9 protein-coding genes are annotated in these 19,986 nt (G+C 59.9%); 6 read left to right on the top strand and 3 right to left on the bottom strand.

The window, feature by feature from the left end:
* Positions 1–18: 18 nt before the first annotated feature.
* Entirely contained in the window at positions 19–993 is a 975-nt protein-coding gene (locus MRBLRC7O_RS11930) for a threonine ammonia-lyase (protein ID WP_111820883.1), read from the top strand.
* Positions 994–1,005: 12 nt separating this feature from the next.
* Here MRBLRC7O_RS11930 and MRBLRC7O_RS11925 read toward each other — a convergent pair whose 3' ends face one another.
* Positions 1,006–2,109 (bottom strand): NAD(P)/FAD-dependent oxidoreductase, encoded by a 1,104-nt coding sequence (locus MRBLRC7O_RS11925; protein ID WP_080866482.1) that lies wholly within the window; start codon positions 2,107–2,109, stop codon positions 1,006–1,008.
* Positions 2,110–2,338: 229 nt separating this feature from the next.
* Between MRBLRC7O_RS11925 and MRBLRC7O_RS11920 the strand changes: the two genes are divergently transcribed.
* Positions 2,339–2,482: a hypothetical protein gene (locus MRBLRC7O_RS11920; protein ID WP_003505150.1), complete on the top strand. Its 144-nt coding sequence runs from the start codon at positions 2,339–2,341 to the stop codon at positions 2,480–2,482.
* A gap of 76 nt (positions 2,483–2,558) precedes the next feature.
* On the opposite strand, the gene MRBLRC7O_RS11915 is transcribed toward MRBLRC7O_RS11920, so the two are convergent.
* Complete coding sequence (locus MRBLRC7O_RS11915) at positions 2,559–3,737, bottom strand: M20 aminoacylase family protein (RefSeq protein ID WP_162690834.1); 1,179 nt, start codon at positions 3,735–3,737, stop codon at positions 2,559–2,561.
* A 576-nt stretch (positions 3,738–4,313) separates the two neighbouring features.
* Between MRBLRC7O_RS11915 and MRBLRC7O_RS11910 the strand changes: the two genes are divergently transcribed.
* Entirely contained in the window at positions 4,314–12,809 is an 8,496-nt protein-coding gene (locus tag MRBLRC7O_RS11910; RefSeq protein ID WP_080866481.1) for a glycoside hydrolase family 94 protein, read from the top strand.
* Between the two features lie 381 nt (positions 12,810–13,190).
* A complete protein-coding gene (locus tag MRBLRC7O_RS11905; protein WP_003505145.1) occupies positions 13,191–13,436 on the top strand; it encodes a hypothetical protein in 246 nt (81 codons plus the stop codon).
* Between the two features lie 95 nt (positions 13,437–13,531).
* Here MRBLRC7O_RS11905 and MRBLRC7O_RS11900 read toward each other — a convergent pair whose 3' ends face one another.
* The gene (locus tag MRBLRC7O_RS11900) at positions 13,532–15,298 is read right to left on the bottom strand and encodes a glucan ABC transporter ATP-binding protein/ permease (RefSeq protein WP_003505143.1); all 1,767 of its coding nucleotides are present in this window, start codon (positions 15,296–15,298) and stop codon (positions 13,532–13,534) included.
* A gap of 338 nt (positions 15,299–15,636) precedes the next feature.
* Here MRBLRC7O_RS11900 and MRBLRC7O_RS11895 point away from each other — a divergent pair, with 338 nt between their 5' ends.
* Positions 15,637–16,374 carry a helix-turn-helix transcriptional regulator gene (locus MRBLRC7O_RS11895; protein WP_003505141.1) on the top strand — a complete coding sequence of 246 codons (738 nt, stop codon included), beginning with the start codon at positions 15,637–15,639 and terminating at the stop codon, positions 16,372–16,374.
* Between the two features lie 106 nt (positions 16,375–16,480).
* Entirely contained in the window at positions 16,481–19,942 is a 3,462-nt protein-coding gene (gene pyc / locus MRBLRC7O_RS11890; protein ID WP_003505139.1) for a pyruvate carboxylase, read from the top strand.
* Positions 19,943–19,986 lie beyond the last annotated feature (44 nt).

Below are 19,986 nucleotides of genomic sequence, written 5' to 3'. Positions count from 1 at the left end.
CATTATCGAGGGCAGGACATGACAGATATTTCGATGATAGAGGCCGCGCGCGAGCGTATCGGCAACCATGCGGTGCGGACGCCATTGCTGTCGTCACCTTTTCTGGATGAGATTGCTGGGCGAAAGCTGTTCGTGAAGGCCGAATGCCTGCAGAGGACGGGTTCCTTCAAGTTTCGCGGCGGCTGGTCGGCCGTCTCCGGCCTGCCGGCGCAGGTGCGCGCCAAGGGCGTGATCGCCTTTTCCTCTGGCAACCATGCGCAGGGCGTGGCCCTTGCAGCCCGCCTGCACGACGTTCCCGCCGTCATCATCATGCCGTCGGATGCACCGAAGATCAAAATCGACAATACCCGCGCCTATGGCGCGGAGGTGGTGCTCTACGACCGGGCGAACGAAGATCGCGATGCCATCGGAGATCGCATTTCGCGCGAGCGTGGGCTGACACTGATCAGGCCCTATGACGAACCGCTGGTTATTGCCGGGCAGGGGACGGTGGGGCTGGAGATTGCCGAACAGGGCGCGGAGCTGGGTATCTATGCAGCCGAGGTTCTGGTGCCTTGCGGTGGCGGTGGCCTCACATCCGGCATCTCCCTTGCACTTGCGGCGAAAGCTCAGAACTACAAGGTCAGGACTTCAGAACCGGAGCGGTTCGACGATGTGGCCCGTTCCCTTGCCTCGGGCAAGGTCGAGCGTAACGCCACGACCTCGGGTTCGATCTGCGACGCGATCGTCACGCCACAGCCCGGAAACATTACTTTCCCGATCATGGCGGAGCTTTGCGGAAAGGGCATTGCCGTGACCGAGGAGGAAGCGCTGCGGGCGATGGTTCTCGCCTTCAACCGGCTGAAGATCGTCGTCGAGCCCGGTGGTGCGGTGGCGCTGGCGGCGGCCCTCTTCCACGGCGATGAACTGGAGAGCGAAACGGCGATTGCAGTGGCTTCCGGCGGCAATGTCGATCCTGACATCATGGCGGGCGCGCTGTCCCGTTTCGGCTGAATGAGGTTGAGATCAAGCCTCGAGTCGTGCCGCGACCTCGTTGGCAATCGCCAGCGAGGCGGTCAGGCCGGGGCTTTCTATGCCGAAGAGATTGACGAGGCCGGCAACGCCGTGGGTTTCCGGCCCGTCAATGCGGAAATCCATGGCCGGTTCGTCCGGACCGGAAATCTTCGGCCGGATTCCGGAATAGGCCGGAATCAGCGCATGGTCGGGAAGGCCCGGCCAATAACGCCGTATCGCGTCGCCAAAACCCTCCATGCGGCGGGGATCAACGGCGTAATCGATGGTGTCCACCCATTCCACATCCGGCCCGAAACGGGCCTGGCCGGCAAGATCGAGAGTGAGATGCACGCCAAGGCCATGGGTGTGAGGTGCGGGGTAGATCAGCCGTGAAAAGGGCGACTTGCCGGCCAGCGAAAAATAGCTGCCTTTGGCAAAACGCGCTTGCGGGACCAAATCCTCCGACAATCCTTCGATCTTTCTTGCCACCATCGGCGCAACAAGCCCGGCGGAATTGACGAGCAGCCGGCATGTCAGGCTTGTGGGCTCCGCGCCGCCGACGTGAACCCGGAAACCATCACCGATCACTTCTGTCTTTTCGAAGGGTGCGTTCAGGGCAAGGGCTGCGCCATGATCCTGCGCGTCGCCAAGGAGCGCCAACATATAACCATGGCTGTCGATAATGCCGGTCGAGGGCGATGTCAGGGCTGCGACGCAGGTGAGCGCGGGTTCGAGCGAGACTGCCTGCCGCTCATCGATCAGCTCAAGGTCGTCGCAGCCGTTGGCTTTGCCTTTTTCGCGGAGGGCGGCGAGCATGGCCGTCTCCTCATCGCTCGCGGCGACGATGAGTTTGCCGCAGCGGCGATATGAGACGCCGTGGCTTTGACAGAAAGCATAGAGCCGCGCCTTGCCTTCCACGCAAAGCCGGGCCTTGAGGCTTCCGGCCGGATAATAGAGCCCGGCGTGAATGACTTCGCTGTTGCGGGAGGAAGTGGCCGAGCCGAATTCTTTTTCGCTTTCGAGGATGATGACGGAGAGGCCGCGCATCGCCAGCTCGCGTGCTGTCGCCAGTCCGATCACCCCGGCTCCGATGATGATGGCGTCGATATCCGTCATGGTCTTTTCCGTGCCCGCCGCTGGTTTTGAACGGAAATGCCCTCCAGCGCGTTGATCCCGGGCAATGGGTAGATTGATGCTTGCCGGTGGGCAAGTCGCAATCCGTATTTTTCCCGATGCGCCAATCTTATGGAATTTTATCTCTACTGAAACAGTGGGGAATAAAGCTATTCTCTACGTGAAATAAGCAATGCCCGCTTTGAAGGGCCGAGCAGGAAGGGAGTGCACAATGTCTTATTCCAAGGCAGGAAAAGTGAAAGACTTTGTCTCGCAGCCCCAGTCGCCGCGTAACTGGAAAGATTCGGTTCATGCGGCTCTTGTCGGCGTCTGCGTGGCGTTTGTCGCTGCCGTCATATTCGGTCTCGTTCCCTGATCCTCCCGACTTTCTCATCAGGGTATTTGAGAACAAAAGGCCGGTCGCTCCTCCGACCGGCCTTTTTCATGTCCATTCATGCCTTCAGGTAATCCTCGGCCAGATCAACCCAGAAAGCGGTTCCGATCGGCAGGATATCGTCGTTGAAATCGAATTTCGGATGGTGCAGCGGCGGGTCGTTGTCGGTGCGCGCGGTGCCGAGGAAAAAATAACAGCCGGGCCGCTTCTCCAGCATATAGGCGAAGTCTTCCGCGCCCATCGACGGGCGCTGCATCTCAGCCACCCTTTCAGTTCCGGCAAAGCGGCGGGCGAGATCGGCGACATAATCCGTTTCCGCCTTGTGGTTGACCGTTGCGTTATACCCGCGCTCGTAATCGATGGTGACGCTCATGCCATAGCTGGCCGCCTGGCCTTCGGCTATCGCCCGGATGCGCTTTTCCAGCTCATCGCGCACGCCCGGATCGAAGGAGCGGATGGTCAGCAGCATTTCCGCCGTCTCGGGAATCACATTGCTGGCAGCACCCGCATGGAACGCGCCAACGGTGACGACCGCCGACAATTGCGGATGGATATTGCGGGATACCACCGTCTGCAAGGCCATGATGATGCTCGCGCCGGCAACGATGGGGTCGGCCGCGTCCTGCGGCTCGGCGCCGTGGCCGCCGTAACCGTTGACGGTGATCTTGCACTCGTCGACAGCGGCGAGAATCGGCCCCTCGCGCAGCACGAATTGCCCGAAGGGCAGGCCGGGATCGTTATGCAGGGCAAAAACCGCATCGCAGGGAAAACGTTCGAATAGCCCGTCCTCGATCATGATTCTGGCGCCGCCAAAATTTTCTTCCGCCGGCTGGAAGATCAGATGGAGGGTTCCATCGAAATTCTTGCGCTCAGCGATGATCTTTGCCGCGCCGAGCAGCATGGCGGTGTGGCCATCGTGGCCGCAGGCATGCATCACGCCCTGATTGGCGCTTGCATAATCCGCCCCCGTCTCTTCGTGGATCGGCAGGGCGTCGATATCGGCGCGGATGCCGAGCGTGCGCGTGCTGTCGCCATTGCTGAGCGTGGCGACGATACCGGTGCCGGCGAGCCCGCGCGTCACCTCATAACCCATTTTCAGCAATTGCCCGGCAATGAAGTCCGAGGTTTTGAACTCCGAAAGACCGATTTCCGGATTGCGGTGCAGGTGGCGGCGTATGGCCACCACATCCGGCATATGGTTGGCAAAGGATGCGACATTCGCGGTCTGTTTCGTCATTTTCAAAATCCCGGGTTTGGCCGTTTTTTCCGGCGTCTTTCCCAAAGGACATATCAGCATATTTATGTATTCTAAAGTGTCGTTATCGGCGCGGAAATGGCCTGAAATTCAGCGCTTGCATCGTGCCGCGACAGGTGGCATGGAACTATTGACGTCCTGGGGCATTAGCTTCTTTCGGATGTAGCGCGGGCAGTCTCGGTTCCGCGTTGCCCTTCAGGTTGTCAACGGGGGATTATCGACGTTGCGCGAACAATTTTCGCCGTCGGGGAGGGTGCGAAATTCGGTCGGAACGGCATTGCCGGGCCGCAGGATGCCATTTTCTTCCTGTTATCGAAAATCTCCTGTCCGCACCGATCTGCGGTTTTCCGATCGTATCGGAATAATTTCACTGCAACATGCTGCACCTGCGGATACCACCCGCCTGACGATTCGTTCCGCACGGCGTCCGGTCCGGTTCACCGAAGGTTCAGGATAAGTCATAAATATAGCGTGGCCTGATTTTCGTATGTGTTCCCGCCATGGACGAAATGCCGGTCAAGTCGAACAAGTTTCCCTAAAGTTCAGAATACGAGCCCGATGTCATTTCATATTACCCCGACCGCCGCCGCCCGTGATTCCGAGACGAAGCAGATCGATCATAACGATTCGATCCGCGCGTCCTATATGACGGTCGAGGAACTGCATGATGCGGGCGCCGCGCTTTCGCGCGATGGCGCCGACAGCCTTCCCGGCTTCATGGAGTTCGATTTCTTCGAACGTCATCGTGAGAACGAGAAGGAAATTCTGCGGGTCTACCGCACAACGGCGGTCGACGCGGAAAATGGCGCGACGATAACGCCGGCGGCGGAATGGCTGCTCGACAATCACTACGTCATCGAAGAGGCGATCCAGGAAGTCCGCCGCGATTTTCCGCGCAAGTTCTATCGCCAGCTGCCGACGATGACGGTGGGCGGGGTGACGATCCCGCGGGTCATGGCGCTCGGCTGGCTTTATGTCGCCCATACCCACAGCACGGTTTCGCGCGAGAACATGACGGCGCTGGTGGATGGCTACCAGACCTCAAAGACGCTGCAGATCGGTGAATTGTGGGCGCTGCCGTCGATCATTCGTTTTGTCCTCATCGAAAATCTTCGCCGCATCTCCATCCGTGTGGAGCGTTCGCGCCGCATGCGCCAGAAGGCGAACGAGGTCGTTGACGAGATCATTCGTCTCAACGATGCGGAAGCCTCCGCGGCCCTTTTGAAGCAGGTCGATACGCTGGTCGACGACCCAACGTTCGCAACGCAATTCCTTTATCGTCTCCGCAACGGCTCCCAGACATCGGGTTTTGCGGTGGCATGGCTCGAAGAGCGCCTGCATGCTGCCGGCACGGACGCCGAAAACGTCATGATGTCGGAACATAACCGTCTTGCATCCGGCAACGTGACGATGGGCAACATCGTCAAGAGCCTGCGCGAAATCGACGATACCGAATGGTCGGTGTGGTTCGAGGAAGTCAGCCACATCGACAAGGTTCTGCGCGAAGAGACCGATTACGAAACGCTCGATTTCGGTTCGCGAAACACCTACCGCAATACTATCGAACTTCTGGCGCGCCGTTCTCCCAAGACTGAAGTTGAGGTTGCGCGTGCCGCTGTCGAAATGGCGCGCGCCGATACGCCTGTGGAGGCGGACGAGACACATCCCGTCAATGTCGGCTCCGTGCTCGTGGGCCAGCGTCGTTTCGAACTTGAGAAGGCGCTGGGTTACCGGCCTTTGGTGTCGCAGCGTATCGTCCGGGCGATGCGCAAGTTCAACTGGCTTGCGATTGCGGCGCCGGTGTTTCTAATCACCGCGCTCGCCATGCTCGCCGTTGGCTGGTTCCTGGCGCAGGCGGGCATGCCCTGGTATGTGGTGACCGCCTTCCTGCTGATGTTCGCATTGCCGGCATCCGAGGGCGCGACCGGCCTCTTCAACACGCTCGTCACCTTCTTTGTGAAGCCGTTCCGGCTGGTCGGATACGAGTTCAAGAACGGCATTCCGCAGGACGCCCGCACGCTGGTTGCCGTGCCCTGCATGCTGACCAGCCGCGACAGTGTCGATGAGATGATGCGCAATATCGAGGTGCATTATCTCGCCAATCCGCATGGCGAGATCTATTTCTCGCTGGTGAGCGACTGGCGCGATGCGCAGTATGAACAGTCCGACGATGACCTCGAAATTCTCGACTATGCCAAGCGTGAGCTTGCGGCGCTGAACAGCCGTTATGCCTTTGACGGCAAGACGCGCTTTTACCTGTTGCACCGCCGCCGCATCTACAATTCGGCTGAAGGCTGCTGGATGGGCTGGGAGCGCAAGCGCGGCAAGCTGCATGAGCTGAACATGCTGCTGCGCGGCGACAAGGATACGACGTTCCTCGGCGGCGCCAACGTCGTGCCGGAGGGCGTGAAATACGTCATGACGCTGGATGCCGATACGCGCCTGATGCGCGATGCGGTGACCAAGCTCGTCGGCAAGATGCACCACCCGATCAATCGTCCGGTGATTGACCCGGTGTCCGGACGGGTTGTCGAAGGCTACGGTCTGCTGCAGCCGCGCGTAACGCCCTCGCTCACGACAGGCAAGGACGCATCCGTTTTCCAGCGGGTCTTCTCGATCAACCGCGGTATCGATCCTTACGTCTTCACCGTTTCCGACGTCTATCAGGACCTGACGTCCGAGGGCACCTTCACCGGCAAGGGCCTTTACGACGTGGATGCCTTTGAGGCGGCGCTGAAGGGCCGGATCGAGGAAAACTCCATTCTCAGCCACGATCTGCTCGAAGGCTCCTTCGCGCGCTGCGCGCTGGTGACCGACGTGGAGCTGGTCGAGGATTTCCCGACCCGTTACGAGGTTGAAGTGTCGCGCCAGCATCGCTGGGCGCGTGGCGACTGGCAGCTTCTGCCCTTTATCCTCGATCGTGCCCGTGGCGTTACCGCCATCGGCCGCTGGAAGATGGTCGATAACCTGCGTCGCTCGCTGACGCCGATCGCCTGGTTCTTTGCCTCGATCCTCGGCTGGTATTTCATGGATCCGCTCGGTGCGCTGATCTGGCAGATCCTGCTGATCTTCTCGCTGTTCGTAGCCCCCACGCTTTCCCTGCTCTCCGGTCTCGTGCCGCGCTCCACCGATATCGTGCCGCAGGCGCATTTTCATACCATCTGGTCGGAAATCCGCGCGACCAACGCACAGGTGGCGCTGCGTATCGTCTTCATCGCCGATGCCGCCTGCATGATGACGGATGCGATTGCCCGCTCGCTTTACCGCCTGCTCGTCAGCCACAAGCTGATGCTGGAATGGCGTACCGCCGCCAGCATGCAGTCGAGCGCGCAGGGCAGCATCATCGATTATTATCGACAGATGTGGCATGCGCCCGTAGTGGCGATGCTCGGCCTGCTGTTCGCGGCGCTGCCGGGTGACAATGCCTTCCTGATCGGCATTCCCTTCACGCTTCTCTGGGTTCTGTCGCCTGCCGTTGCCTGGTATGTCAGCCAGTCGGCTGAAACCGAAGACCGGCTGTTCGTTTCGGAACACGTCTCCTTCGAGCTTCGCAAGATCGCGCGCCGCACATGGCGTTATTACGAAGCCTTCGTGACGCCGCAGGAAAACCATCTGCCGCCTGATAACTTCCAGGAAACGCCGGAGCCGATCGTCGCATCGCGTACGTCGCCCACCAATATCGGCGTCTACCTGCTCTCCATCATTTCGGCGCGCCAGTTCGGCTGGATCAGCTTTGCCGATACTCTGGAGCGGATCGAGAACACGATCCAGACCGTCGAGAAGATGGAGAAACATCGCGGCCATCTCTACAACTGGTACCATACGGACACGTTGCAGACGCTTGGACCCCGCTACGTTTCGGCGGTGGACAGCGGCAACCTCGCCGGTCACCTGATCGCGGTCTCTTCGGCCTGCCGACAGTGGGCGGAAGCGCCTTCCGCGCATCTTCAGGGCAATCTGGACGGTATCGGTGATCTTGCCGGCATTCTGCGCGAAACGCTGAAGGCGCTGCCTGACGACCGCAAGAACCTGCGTCCGCTGCATCGCCGCCTTGAAGAGCGTATCATCGGCTTCTCGAACGCTCTCGCCTCCGTCAAGCGCGAGCATGAATTCGCGTCGATCCGCGTCATCAATTTGGCGGTGCTTGCGCGCGACATCCAGAAACTCGCTACCAATGTCGATCACGAAGTGAAGTCTGCGCAGAGCGCGGAAGTGACCCGCTGGGCGCAATTGCTGGTGGATTGCTGTGAGGCGCATATTTCCGACAGCGCCATCGATCTCACCAATATGGAACCGTTGCGCCAGCGTCTCGCATCGCTGCGCGACCGCAGCCGCAACCTCGCTTTCTCGATGGATTTCACGTTCCTTTACCGCAAGGATCGTCGTCTTCTCTCGATCGGCTACCGCGTCGAAAGCAAGGAGCTGGATGAGGCCTGCTACGACCTTCTGGCGTCCGAATGCCGCCTGACCAGCCTGTTTGCCATCGCCAAGGGTGATCTGCCGACAGAGCACTGGTACCGTCTCGGCCGTCAGGTCGTGCCGATCGGCGCGCAGGGCGCGCTGGTCTCCTGGTCGGGTTCGATGTTCGAATATCTGATGCCCCCGCTCGTCATGCAGGAGCGTCAGGGTGGCATTCTCAACCAGACCAACAATCTGATCGTCAAGGAACAGATGAACCACGGCCGCCGCCTCGGCACGCCATGGGGCATTTCCGAAGCGGCGTTTAACGCCCGCGATCACAACATGAACTACCAGTACACCAACTTCGGCGTGCCGACGCTTGGTCTCAAGCGCGGCCTTGGCCAGAATGCAGTGATCGCGCCCTATGCGTCGATCCTCGCCAGCCAGTACGATCCTGATGGTGCGCTTGAGAACCTCGACAAGCTGCGCAAGCTTGGCGCGCTTGGCCAGTACGGCTTTCATGATGCGGTGGATTTCACACCGACACGTGTGCCTGATGGTAAGGTCTGCGCGGTGGTCTACAACTATTATGCCCACCACCACGGTATGTCGATTGCGGCCGTCGCCAACGTCGCTTTCGATGGCGTGCTGCGCGAACTCTTCCATTCCGATCCGGTGATTGAAGCGGCCGAACTGCTGTTGCAGGAAAAGGCACCGCGCGAAGTGCCCGTCATGAGCGCGAAATACGAGCCGGAAACCCCCGGCAAGGAACAGGCGGACCTGTTGCGTGCGGAAGTGCGCTCCATCGCCGACCCGGCCGCGCGCGACCGCGAAGTGGTGTTCCTTTCGAACGGCCATTATTCGACGATGCTCACCTCTACGGGTGCCGGTTATTCGAAGTGGAACGGTCAGGCGATTTCCCGCTGGAAGGCCGATCCGACCGAAGACCGCTGGGGCACCTTCATCTTCCTGCGCGACACCACCAACGGACAATGGTGGAGTGCGACGGCAGAGCCGCGTGTTATCGAAGGCGAAAAGACCAAGACGATCTTCACCGACGACAAGGCCGAGTTCCACAAGACCACCGGCGATCTGCAGAGCGTGGTCGAATGCATTGTCGCCACCGAGCACGATGCCGAAGGCCGCCGCGTCACGCTGCTCAATGTCGGTTCCGAGGATCGCTATATCGAAGTGACCTCCTATATGGAGCCCGTCATTGCGTCTGAAGATGACGACAACGCCCATCCGCTGTTCTCGCGCATGTTCGTGCAGACCGAGATCGGCCGCCGCGGTGATGTCATCCGCGCCTGGCGCAACCGTCGCAGCCCGAACGAGCCCGGCACCGTCATCGCGCATCTTGCCGCCGACAATGCCGGCCCGTCGCGCCCGACGGAATTCGAGACCGATCGTGCCAAGTTCATCGGCCGCGGCCGCTCGCTGCGCGAAGCGGCGGCTTTCGATGCCGGTGCGACGCTTTCCAGCAACGACGGCTTCACGCTTGATCCGATCCTGTCATTGCGCCGCACCGTACGCGTGCCGGCGGGCAAGAAGGTGAGCGTGATTTTCTGGACGATTGCCGCGCCAAGCCGCGAGGAGGTCGACAAGGCGATCGACCGTTATCGTCATCCGGACGCGTTTGCCCATGAACTCGTGCACGCGTGGACACGCACGCAGGTGCAGATGCGCCATGTGGGCGTCACCTCGCAGCAGGCGGCCGCCTTCCAGCATCTCGGCCGTTATCTGACCTATCCGGACATGCATCTGCGTGCGGATTCGGAAACGCTGAAAACCGGCCTTGCCTCGCAGCGTGCTTTGTGGCCGCTCGCGATTTCAGGCGATTTCCCGATCTTCAGCCTGCGCATCAACGACGATATGGACATGGATATCGCCCGTGAGGCGCTGAGCGCCCATGAATATCTGCGTTCACGCGGCGTGATCTTCGATCTCGTTATCGTCAACGAACGGGCTGCATCCTATGCACAGGACATGCAGCATGCGCTGGATCATATTTCCGAGGCGCAGCGCCGCATCAATCCTGCCGATGGCGGTCGTCCGCACGTCTTCTCCGTGCGCCGCGACCTGATGGACGAAGAGACGTGGAGCGCGCTTCTCGCCGCTTCCCGCGTCGTTCTCCACGTGCGCAACGGCAAGATTGTCGACCAGATCAACCGTGCGGTCTCGCTGTTTGCGGCCCATCGCGGCCCCGATGGCACAAGCGACGCTGCGCAGGCCCGTCTGCCGGTACCGTCCTTCCCGGTTGCGGAACAGGTCGAAGATGCGGGTGATCTCGATTTCTGGAACGGTTTTGGCGGCTTCGCCAGGAACGGCCAGGAATATGTCGTGCGCCTCAATGGCGGGCAGTCCACACCGCATCCGTGGATCAACGTCATCTCGAACGAGAGTTTCGGCTTCCACATTTCGGCCGAAGGCGCCGGTTTCAGCTGGAGCCGCAATTCGCGCGACTATCAGCTGACGCCCTGGAGCAACGATCCGGTCGTCAACCGGCCGGGTGAGGCCTTCTATGTCGCCGATGTGGAGACAGGAAAGCTCTATACGCCCTGCGCCGCGCTGTCGCGCGATCCCGAAGCCATGTTCGAAACCCGCCATGGCTTGGGTTACTCCGTGCTGACAGGCGTGGCCGATACACTTGAAGTCGAAGTGACGCAGACCGTTGATCGCGAAAAACCGGTTAAGTTCTCGCAGGTCATCGTTCGCAACAAGGGTTCAAAAAGCCGACGCCTGAAGGTCTATGCCTATGTGGAATGGGTGCTGGGCAACAATGCCCAGAAATCCGCACCGTTCATTCTGAGCAGACACGATGCCGGCAGCAATGCTATCTTCGCGTCTAACCCCTACAGCATCGACTATAGCGCCCGCACCGCTTTCCTGACGCTCGACAGCGAGGCGAGCGGGTTTACCACCAGCCGCCGGGAGTTCATCGGCCGCTTCGGGTCGGCGCAGGCGCCGCAGGGCATCGTGTCCGGCGCCGCACTCAGCGGCAGCACCGAGGTCGACGGCGATCCCTGTGCCGCGCTGATGCAGGAAATCCACCTGAAGCCCGGTGAAGAACGGCACATGACCTTCATTCTCGGCGATGCTGACAATGCGGAAGAGGCCGAAGCGCTGGTGAAGGATGTCCGCAACGCGGACTTCCAGACGGTGCTGGATGAGAGCAGGGCATTCTGGACCGGCTTTACCGGCCAGCTGCAGGTTTCCACGCCCGATGCCGGCTTCAACCACATGGTCAACAACTGGCTGCCCTATCAGGCGCTGGCGTGCCGCATTCTGGCGCGCACGGCCTTTTACCAGTCGAGCGGCGCCTTCGGCTTCCGCGACCAGCTTCAGGATACGCTGGCCTTCCTGCTCTACCAGCCGGATCTCGCCCGCAAGCAGATCCTGCGTGCAGCCGGTCGTCAGTTCCCGGAAGGCGATGTGCAGCACTGGTGGTTGCCGCTGACCGGTGCCGGTGTTCGCACCACCATCTCGGATGACGTGGTCTGGCTTGCTTATGCAATCAACCAATATGTCTCGGCCACGGGTGATGTCGCGATCCTCGATGAAAGCATCCCCTTCTTGAAGGGCGCCGCATTGATGCCCGGCCAGCATGATGCTTTCTTCCAGCCGGAGACCAGCGACAGATCTGCTACGCTTTACGAACATGCGGCGCTGGCGCTTGATCTCGCCATTCATCGCACCGGCGAAAATGGTCTGCCGCTGATCCTCGGCGGCGACTGGAACGATGGCATGAACCGCGTCGGTGTTGGCGGCAAGGGCACCAGCGTCTGGCTCGGCTGGTTCCTTTCCGGGGCGTTGCGCGATTTCATCGCGATTGCGGAGAAGCGTGGCGATGCCGACCGCGTCGGCAAATGGGCATCGCATCGGGAAAGGCTGCGCAACGCGCTGGAAACAGCGGGTTGGGATGGCAGCTATTACCGGCGCGGTTATTTCGATGACGGCACGCCGCTCGGTTCGGCCGAAAGCGAGGAGTGCCGGATCGATTCTCTTGGCCAGAGCTGGAGCGTTCTCTCCGGCGAAGGCGAAGAGGGTCGGTCGCGGCAGGCCATGGATGCCGTCATGGAGCATCTGGTCGATGAGCAGACCGGCATTATCAGGCTGTTCACGCCGCCCTTCTCGCGTGCACCGCATGATCCGGGCTACATCAAGGGATATCCGCCGGGCGTGCGTGAAAACGGCGGGCAATATACCCATGCCGCAACCTGGGTGGTTCTTGCCCTCGCCAAGCAGGGTAGGGCGCAGGAGGCATGGCACTGCTTCAAGCTGCTCAACCCGGTCAATCATGCGCTCGATGCGGCATCGTCAGAAACCTATCGGGTCGAACCCTATGTGGTGACCGCGGATGTTTACGGTGAAGGTGCTTATGCGGGCCGTGGCGGCTGGAGCTGGTACACGGGTTCGGCCGGCTGGCTCTACCGCGCAGCGGTCGAGGGTATTCTCGGCATCACCCGCACCGACGGCAAGCTGCATATTGCGCCGTCTCTGCCGGAGGACTGGAGCGGTTTCTCGGTGAAGATCACGCTCGACGGGAAGGCAAGGGACATCGCCGTCAGCCGCAAGGCCGGTGGGGCGGAAGTCTCCGTATCCGTCGATGGCAAGGCTTTGTCGGCAGGCGACAGGGTGATCCCCTTCGACTGAGACTCAGGTCTCTGTTCGCTTTAAATTCAGGCTCCTGTGGTGACGCAGGGGCCTGAATTTTTTGTGGGCTAGCTTGGCTTGCGACTTTGCATATCCGCCGGATCATGGCCCGGAAGCCCGGTCTCCTTCGCAGCCATCGGCCGAAAGGTCCTGCGGCACCAAGATGGTCGTGCAGGCGAAGGCCTTCACGGCGCAGTGCCTGGTTGTCCGGTCCGACCGGTTGTCAATCTTTTCAGGCAGCAGTTGTGAGTGATCAATTACTAAAAACAGGTAACGGCAGGAATCCGTCGTGTATGGTCGGTTTCAGGAATAGCACGCAGGAATCTTGATTGGTCTCCGCGTGTTTCGCGATATTCCCGGTCGATCGGAAAGGGAGTTACCTTGCAATTCACCACCTCTTTCACAGAATCTGCGCTGGCGGTGTTGCTCGCCATTCTTTCCCTGGCGTTGTCGTGTTGGTTGGCGCGCTACCCACGGAAGACGAGCGTCGGAGTAACGCTTGGCGTGGTGCTCGGAGTTTTCCTGACTAATCTCGCAGCAGGTATGGTTGTTTTTCTGGGAAATGTCATCCCATTCGGGCAGATCGATTTTTGGCTGGCAGATTCCTTGACCGAAATTCTCCGATAGGAGACCCGTGATCTGGCGCCGCCGTCGGGAAGCGGGCAAAGAAAAAGGGCGGACAACATGCTGTCCGCCCTGTCTTCATTCTGTCAGCCAAACACTCAGGAAGCTATGGCCTTTGGCCGGGGTTGCTGGCCTTCATCTTCCGTCAGCAGGCCGCTGGTGCGCAGCAGCGAGGTGAAGCGTCCGCCGCGCTGGCTCAGCTCATCGAAAGTACCCTTTTCGATGATCCGGCCCTGATCGAGGAAGAGGACGAGATCGGCATCGCGGACCGTGGAAAGGCGGTGGGCGATGATGAAGGTCGTACGGTTCTTTCTCAGCGCGTCGACAGCGGCCTTCACGCGGGCTTCCGTTTCCACGTCCAGCGCACTGGTCGCTTCGTCCAGAACCAGAATGGGCGCGTTCTTCAGGATGGCGCGCGCAATGGCGATGCGCTGGCGCTCGCCGCCGGACAGGCGGTTGCCGCGTTCACCGACCTGGGTCAGATAGCCATTGATGCGGCTGTCGATGAAATCCGTTGCCGCCGCTGCCGCCGCTGCTTCCATCACTTCCGCATCGGTTGCCGATTCACGGCCGAGGCGGATGTTTTCGCGGATAGAGCGGTTCAGCAGCCCGGCGTCCTGAAATACTGTGGCGATGGAATTGCGGAGCGAATTTTTCGTCACCGTCGAAATATCGGTGCCATCGATCAGGATCTGGCCGGAATCGGGATCGTAGACGCGCTGCAGAAGGTTGATGAGCGTTGTCTTGCCGGCGCCCGTCGGACCGACGATCGCAACGGTCTCGCCGGCCTTCGCCGTGAACGAGACGTCATGAACGCCCTGCTTGGTGTTGGCGAAACCGAAATTGATGTGGCGGAATTCCACGGTGCCGGAGACATTCGACAATTCGCGGGCGTCGCCCGGCTCTTCCCGTTCCTTGACGGAATCCTCCAGAACGAAGAAATCCTCGAGCTTGGCGCGGGCTTCGAAAATTTGCGTCACGAATTGCCGCATCTGATCCAGACGGCCAATCAGGAGATTGGCAAAACCGATGAAGGCGATGACGTCGCCGACGCGCAATTCGCCGTTCTTGACCAGAACGGTACCGATGACGAGGATGATCATCATCGAAACAGTGGAGGCCGTGCGGTTCAGAGCACTCGCGAAAGCCCACCAGTCAAGCACCGGATATTGTGCGCTCAAGAGCTTTTCAGTGAAGGATTTCAGCGCCTTCGTTTCAGCCTCGATGCGGTTGTAGCTGTGCAGCACCGACACGTTGCTGATGGAATCGCTGACATGGGCAAAAACGCTGTGATAGTGCTCCTCTACCGAAGCCTGGCCATCCTTGGTGCGGCCCATCACCCACTTGCCGATGAACCAGTAGACGATGCCGAGGCCAATCAGAACGAAACTGAGGCGCATGTCCATGGACATGGCGGTCGGCACAAGCAGCACCAGCGCGACGAAAGTGGCCAGATGCGTGCGCATGAATTCGAGCCAGAGGCCAAACAGCGTTTCGCTGGCGCGCAGGAGCGTGTGCAGGGCGTTCGACGTGCCGCGCTGATGGTGCCAGGAGAGCGGCATGGAGATGATGCGCCCAAAGGCTTCCGTCAGCAGCGAAGCGCGCCGGCCATGGGCCAGCCGGTCGGCCTCGCGGGCGACCGCGACATAAGCGACGGTGTTGAAGACGCCAAAACCCGCCCACAAAATGAGAATGGGCGTGACATTGGAGCCGGAAGAGATGGCGTCAATGATCCGGCCGAACAGTACGGGTTCGGCGATGGTGATCGCTGCAAGAATGACGTTGGCAATGACGACAACCGTCACACGCCATTTATGAACGGTCAGATAGCGCAGAGCGCGTGTATAAACCTGAAACAAGGTCAAATTTTCAATCCAGTCCGTGCGTCTTTTCAAGCGGTTTATTGTTCGGCCTCAACGCAATGCTACTTTAGCAAGGTTGCATGAGACGGCGAATTTTGTGTAATTATTGCTCTTTCTGTCTGAATGGCGGCTTAACAGATTGACCGCGCGTGCGAACCGAAAAAACCGAACCCGATGTTTCCCGGGGCCTGCCGTCACAAGATTTAGCATCTTCGTTTCAGGGATTGATAACGACGATATGTTCAATCTCAACCGACCGGCGCCCGAGTAACATGACGTCATCGCGGGACCATGTCCTCCGTGTCATTCCCTTCAAGCCAAGCTCCGGACCCCGTGTCTTTATGCATGATATTCTTCACTTCATCTCAGCGTGTTACCAGGCGGGAAGCGCCGACCGCGTTCGCTCCGAATTTGCAACGCTCATTCGCGAATACGGTTTCGAATATTTTCTCGTCAGCAGGCGGATGACCGGGGAGATCGCCTCCAGTGGACACATTCTCGCGCAACATCTGCCTGAAGGCTGGCTGGAGGTCTACAGGGCCAAGAAGTACAATCTCGTCGATCCTGTCCGCAAGGTGATCGGCATGGTGCACAAGCCGTTTCAATGGAAGGAAGCGCTTGAGGGCCTGCCGCGTGCGATGCATCGCAAAAGGGCGAGCGTCTTTTTCCACGACGCAGGCCGCTACGGTCTGCAGGGCGGCTATGCCTTTCCCGTGCACGGTCGTGCGGGATTCATCGGTGCGGTCTTCATTGGCGGTCAGGATCGGCAATTGCCCTCCTTGCAGGTGGAGCTGCTTGATGCTGCCACGCGTGCCGTGTTCTGGCGCCTGCTCGATCTTTCCGGGCAGGCTCATGGCTTCAGCAATGCCCCCGACGTTTCCGCTCTCGAGCTTACGAGGCGCGAAATGGAGGTGCTGACGCTGATGGCAGACGGCATGACCTCGACGGAAATCGGACGTCAGCTATCGATCTCCAACCACACGGTCGACTGGTATATCAACGGAATCCAGCGCCGTTTCAGCGCCAAGAACCGACAGCACACCGTAGCGCTTGCTTTTCGTCATGGATTGCTGAGCTAGCGCAAACAGGACAGTTCTCGCCGGAATTGCCCTTTCCAAGACCGGGTTTTGCTGCTTAATTCCGCAGTGCAGCAGAAGTTTTGTTTTGGCGTGTGGGGAGACCGTCTTGAAGATATCGAAAATACTTGTTGCCAACCGATCCGAAATTGCGATCCGCGTTTTCCGGGCAGCGAATGAGCTTGGGATTAAAACCGTTGCGATTTGGGCGGAAGAGGACAAGCTGTCTTTGCACCGCTTCAAGGCGGACGAATCCTATCAGGTTGGCCGAGGGCCGCATCTCGCCAAGGACATGGGGCCGATCGAGAGCTATCTTTCGATCGAGGAGGTTATCCGCGTGGCCAAGCTCTCGGGAGCAGACGCGATCCATCCCGGTTACGGTCTCCTGTCTGAAAGCCCCGAATTCGTGGAGGCCTGCAACAAGGCCGGCATCACCTTCATCGGACCGACGGCGGATACGATGCGCCAGCTCGGCAACAAGGTCGCCGCCCGCAATCTGGCGATCTCGGTTGATGTCCCCGTTGTTCCCGCCACCAATCCGCTGCCTGACGATATAGCGGAAGTGGAACGCATGGCCGAAGAGATCGGCTATCCCGTGATGCTCAAGGCCTCCTGGGGCGGCGGCGGTCGCGGCATGCGCGCCATCCGCAAGAAGGAGGACCTCGCCCGCGAGGTGACGGAGGCCAAGCGCGAGGCGAAAGCCGCCTTCGGCAAGGATGAAGTCTATCTTGAAAAGCTGGTCGAGCGTGCGCGTCACGTCGAAAGCCAGATTCTCGGCGATACGCATGGCAATGTCGTGCATCTGTTCGAGCGTGATTGTTCGATCCAGCGGCGCAATCAAAAAGTCGTCGAGCGTGCGCCTGCACCCTATCTGTCCGAAGCGCAGCGCCAGGAACTGGCCGCCTACTCCCTGAGGATCGCCGCCGCGACCAATTATATCGGCGCCGGCACGGTCGAATATCTGATGGATGCCGATACCGGCAAATTTTACTTCATCGAGGTCAATCCGCGTATTCAGGTGGAGCATACCGTCACCGAAGTCGTGACCGGTATCGATATCGTCAAGGCGCAGATTCATATTCTCGAAGGTGCCGCCATCGGCACGGCGGAATCCGGCGTTCCGCGCCAGGAGGACATCCGTCTCAATGGCCATGCGCTGCAGTGCCGCATCACGACCGAAGACCCGGAGCATAATTTCATTCCGGACTATGGCCGTATCACCGCCTACCGTTCCGCTTCGGGCTTCGGCATTCGTCTGGACGGCGGCACCTCCTATACCGGCGCTGTCATCACCCGCTATTACGATCCGCTGCTTGTGAAGGTGACGGCCTGGGCGCCGCGACCGGATGAGGCGATCAACCGCATGGACCGCGCGCTGCGCGAATTCCGTATTCGCGGCGTGGCGACGAACCTCACCTTCCTCGAAGCCATCATCGGTCACGACAGCTTCCGTAACAACACCTATACGACCCGGTTCATCGATTCGACGCCGGAGCTCTTCGCACAGGTCAAGCGTCAGGACCGCGCCACCAAGCTTCTGACCTATCTCGCCGACGTAACCGTCAACGGCCACCCGGAAACCAAGGGTCGCGCCAGGCCGTCCGAAAAGGCGGCGAAGCCCATCGTGCCTTATATCGATGCGCCGACACCTGACGGCACAAAGCAGCTGCTGGACAAGCTTGGCCCGAAGGGCTTTGCGGACTGGATGCGTAATGAAAAGCGAGTGCTGGTCACCGATACGACCATGCGCGATGGACACCAGTCGCTTCTGGCTACCCGCGTTCGCACCCATGACATCGCCCATGTCGCGAGTGTTTACGCCAAGGCGCTGCCGCAACTTCTGTCGCTGGAATGCTGGGGTGGTGCGACATTCGACGTTTCCATGCGCTTCCTCACCGAAGATCCGTGGGAGCGCCTGGCGCTTATCCGCGAAGGCGCGCCGAACCTGCTGCTGCAGATGCTGCTGCGCGGCGCAAACGGCGTCGGATACAAGAATTATCCTGATAATGTCGTGAAATATTTCGTCCGCCAGGCCTCAAAGGGCGGAGTTGATCTTTTCCGCGTCTTCGACTGCCTGAACTGGGTGGAGAATATGCGCGTTTCGATGGATGCGATTGCCGAGGAGAACAAGCTCTGCGAAGCGACCATCTGCTATACCGGCGATCTGTTGAATTCGGCGCGTCCGAAATATGATCTCAAATATTATACCGGCCTTGCCGCCGAGCTTGAAAAAGCCGGCGCTCATATCATCGCCGTCAAGGACATGGCGGGTCTGTTGAAACCGGCTGCCGCCAAGGTTCTGTTCAAGGCGTTGCGCGAGGCGACCGGTCTGCCGATCCATTTCCACACCCATGATACCTCGGGCATTTCCGCCGCCACCGTTCTGGCCGCTGTGGATGCCGGCGTCGACGCCGTGGATGCTGCGATGGATGCCTTCTCTGGCAACACCTCGCAGCCATGCCTTGGTTCGATCGTTGAGGCGCTGGCAGGGTCGGAACGCGATACGGGTCTTGATACGGAATGGATCCGCCGCATTTCCTTCTACTGGGAAGCTGTTCGTAACCAGTATGCGGCTTTCGAAAGCGATCTCAAGGGACCGGCTTCGGAAGTCTATCTGCACGAAATGCCGGGCGGCCAGTTCACCAACCTCAAGGAACAGGCGCGGTCGCTGGGTCTGGAGAGCCGCTGGCACGAGGTGGCGCAGGCCTATGCCGATGCCAACCGCATGTTCGGCGATATCGTCAAGGTAACCCCGTCCTCCAAGGTCGTCGGTGACATGGCGCTGATGATGGTCAGCCAGGATCTGACGGTCGCCGATGTCGAAAACCCCGATCGTGAAGTGTCTTTCCCGGAATCGGTGGTTTCGATGCTGAAAGGCGATCTCGGACAGTCGCCAGGCGGCTGGCCGGCAGCCCTGCAGAAAAAGGCGCTGAAGGGCGAAGCGCCCTATACCGTTCGTCCGGGTTCGCTGTTGGCAGATGCCGATCTCGACGCGGAGCGGAAGGTGATCGAGACCAAGCTGGAGCGCAAGGTCGACGACTTCGAGTTCGCGTCCTATCTCATGTATCCGAAGGTGTTCACCGATTTCGCGCTCACCGCCGAGACATACGGCCCCGTTTCCGTGCTGCCCACCCATGCCTATTTCTACGGCATGGAGGATGGCGAGGAGCTGTTTGCCGATATCGAGCGCGGCAAGACGCTTGTCATCGTCAATCAGGCCTCGTCCGGCATTGATGACAAGGGCATGGTGACGGTGTTCTTCGAGATCAACGGCCAGCCGCGCCGCATCAAGGTGCCGGATCGTGCCCATGGTGCTTCCGGCTCCGCCGTGCGCCGCAAGGCCGAACCGGGCAATGCTGTCCATATTGGTGCACCGATGCCCGGCGTTATCAGCCGCGTCTTCGTCAATCAGGGTCAGGAGGTCAAGGCCGGTGACGTGCTGCTCTCCATCGAAGCCATGAAGATGGAAACCGCGCTTCACGCCGAACGCGACGGCAAGATCGCGGAAGTTCTGGTGCGCCCCGGCGACCAGATCGATGCGAAGGATCTGCTGATCGCTTACGCCGAATAAAAGCCGTTCGAATCTCTCATTACACAGTCAGACGCCCGTCTTTT

Origin of the sequence: Agrobacterium radiobacter, assembly GCF_040801995.1 — a bacterium.
Taxonomy (GTDB): Bacteria; Pseudomonadota; Alphaproteobacteria; order Rhizobiales; family Rhizobiaceae; genus Agrobacterium; species Agrobacterium radiobacter.
The sequence above is the reverse complement of the archived record's forward strand: the minus strand, read 5'-3'. Positions and strand labels throughout refer to the sequence as shown.

Bases quoted from the DNA above. Each gene is read 5' to 3' on its own strand.
- MRBLRC7O_RS11930 (WP_111820883.1), top strand. From the start codon at position 19: ATGACAGATATTTCGATGATAGAGGCCGCGCGCGAGCGTATCGGCAAC.
- MRBLRC7O_RS11925 (WP_080866482.1), bottom strand. From the start codon at position 2,109: ATGACGGATATCGACGCCATCATCATCGGAGCCGGGGTGATCGGACTG.
- MRBLRC7O_RS11920 (WP_003505150.1), top strand. From the start codon at position 2,339: ATGTCTTATTCCAAGGCAGGAAAAGTGAAAGACTTTGTCTCGCAGCCC.
- MRBLRC7O_RS11915 (WP_162690834.1), bottom strand. From the start codon at position 3,737: ATGACGAAACAGACCGCGAATGTCGCATCCTTTGCCAACCATATGCCG.
- MRBLRC7O_RS11910 (WP_080866481.1), top strand. From the start codon at position 4,314: ATGTCATTTCATATTACCCCGACCGCCGCCGCCCGTGATTCCGAGACG.
- MRBLRC7O_RS11895 (WP_003505141.1), top strand. From the start codon at position 15,637: ATGCATGATATTCTTCACTTCATCTCAGCGTGTTACCAGGCGGGAAGC.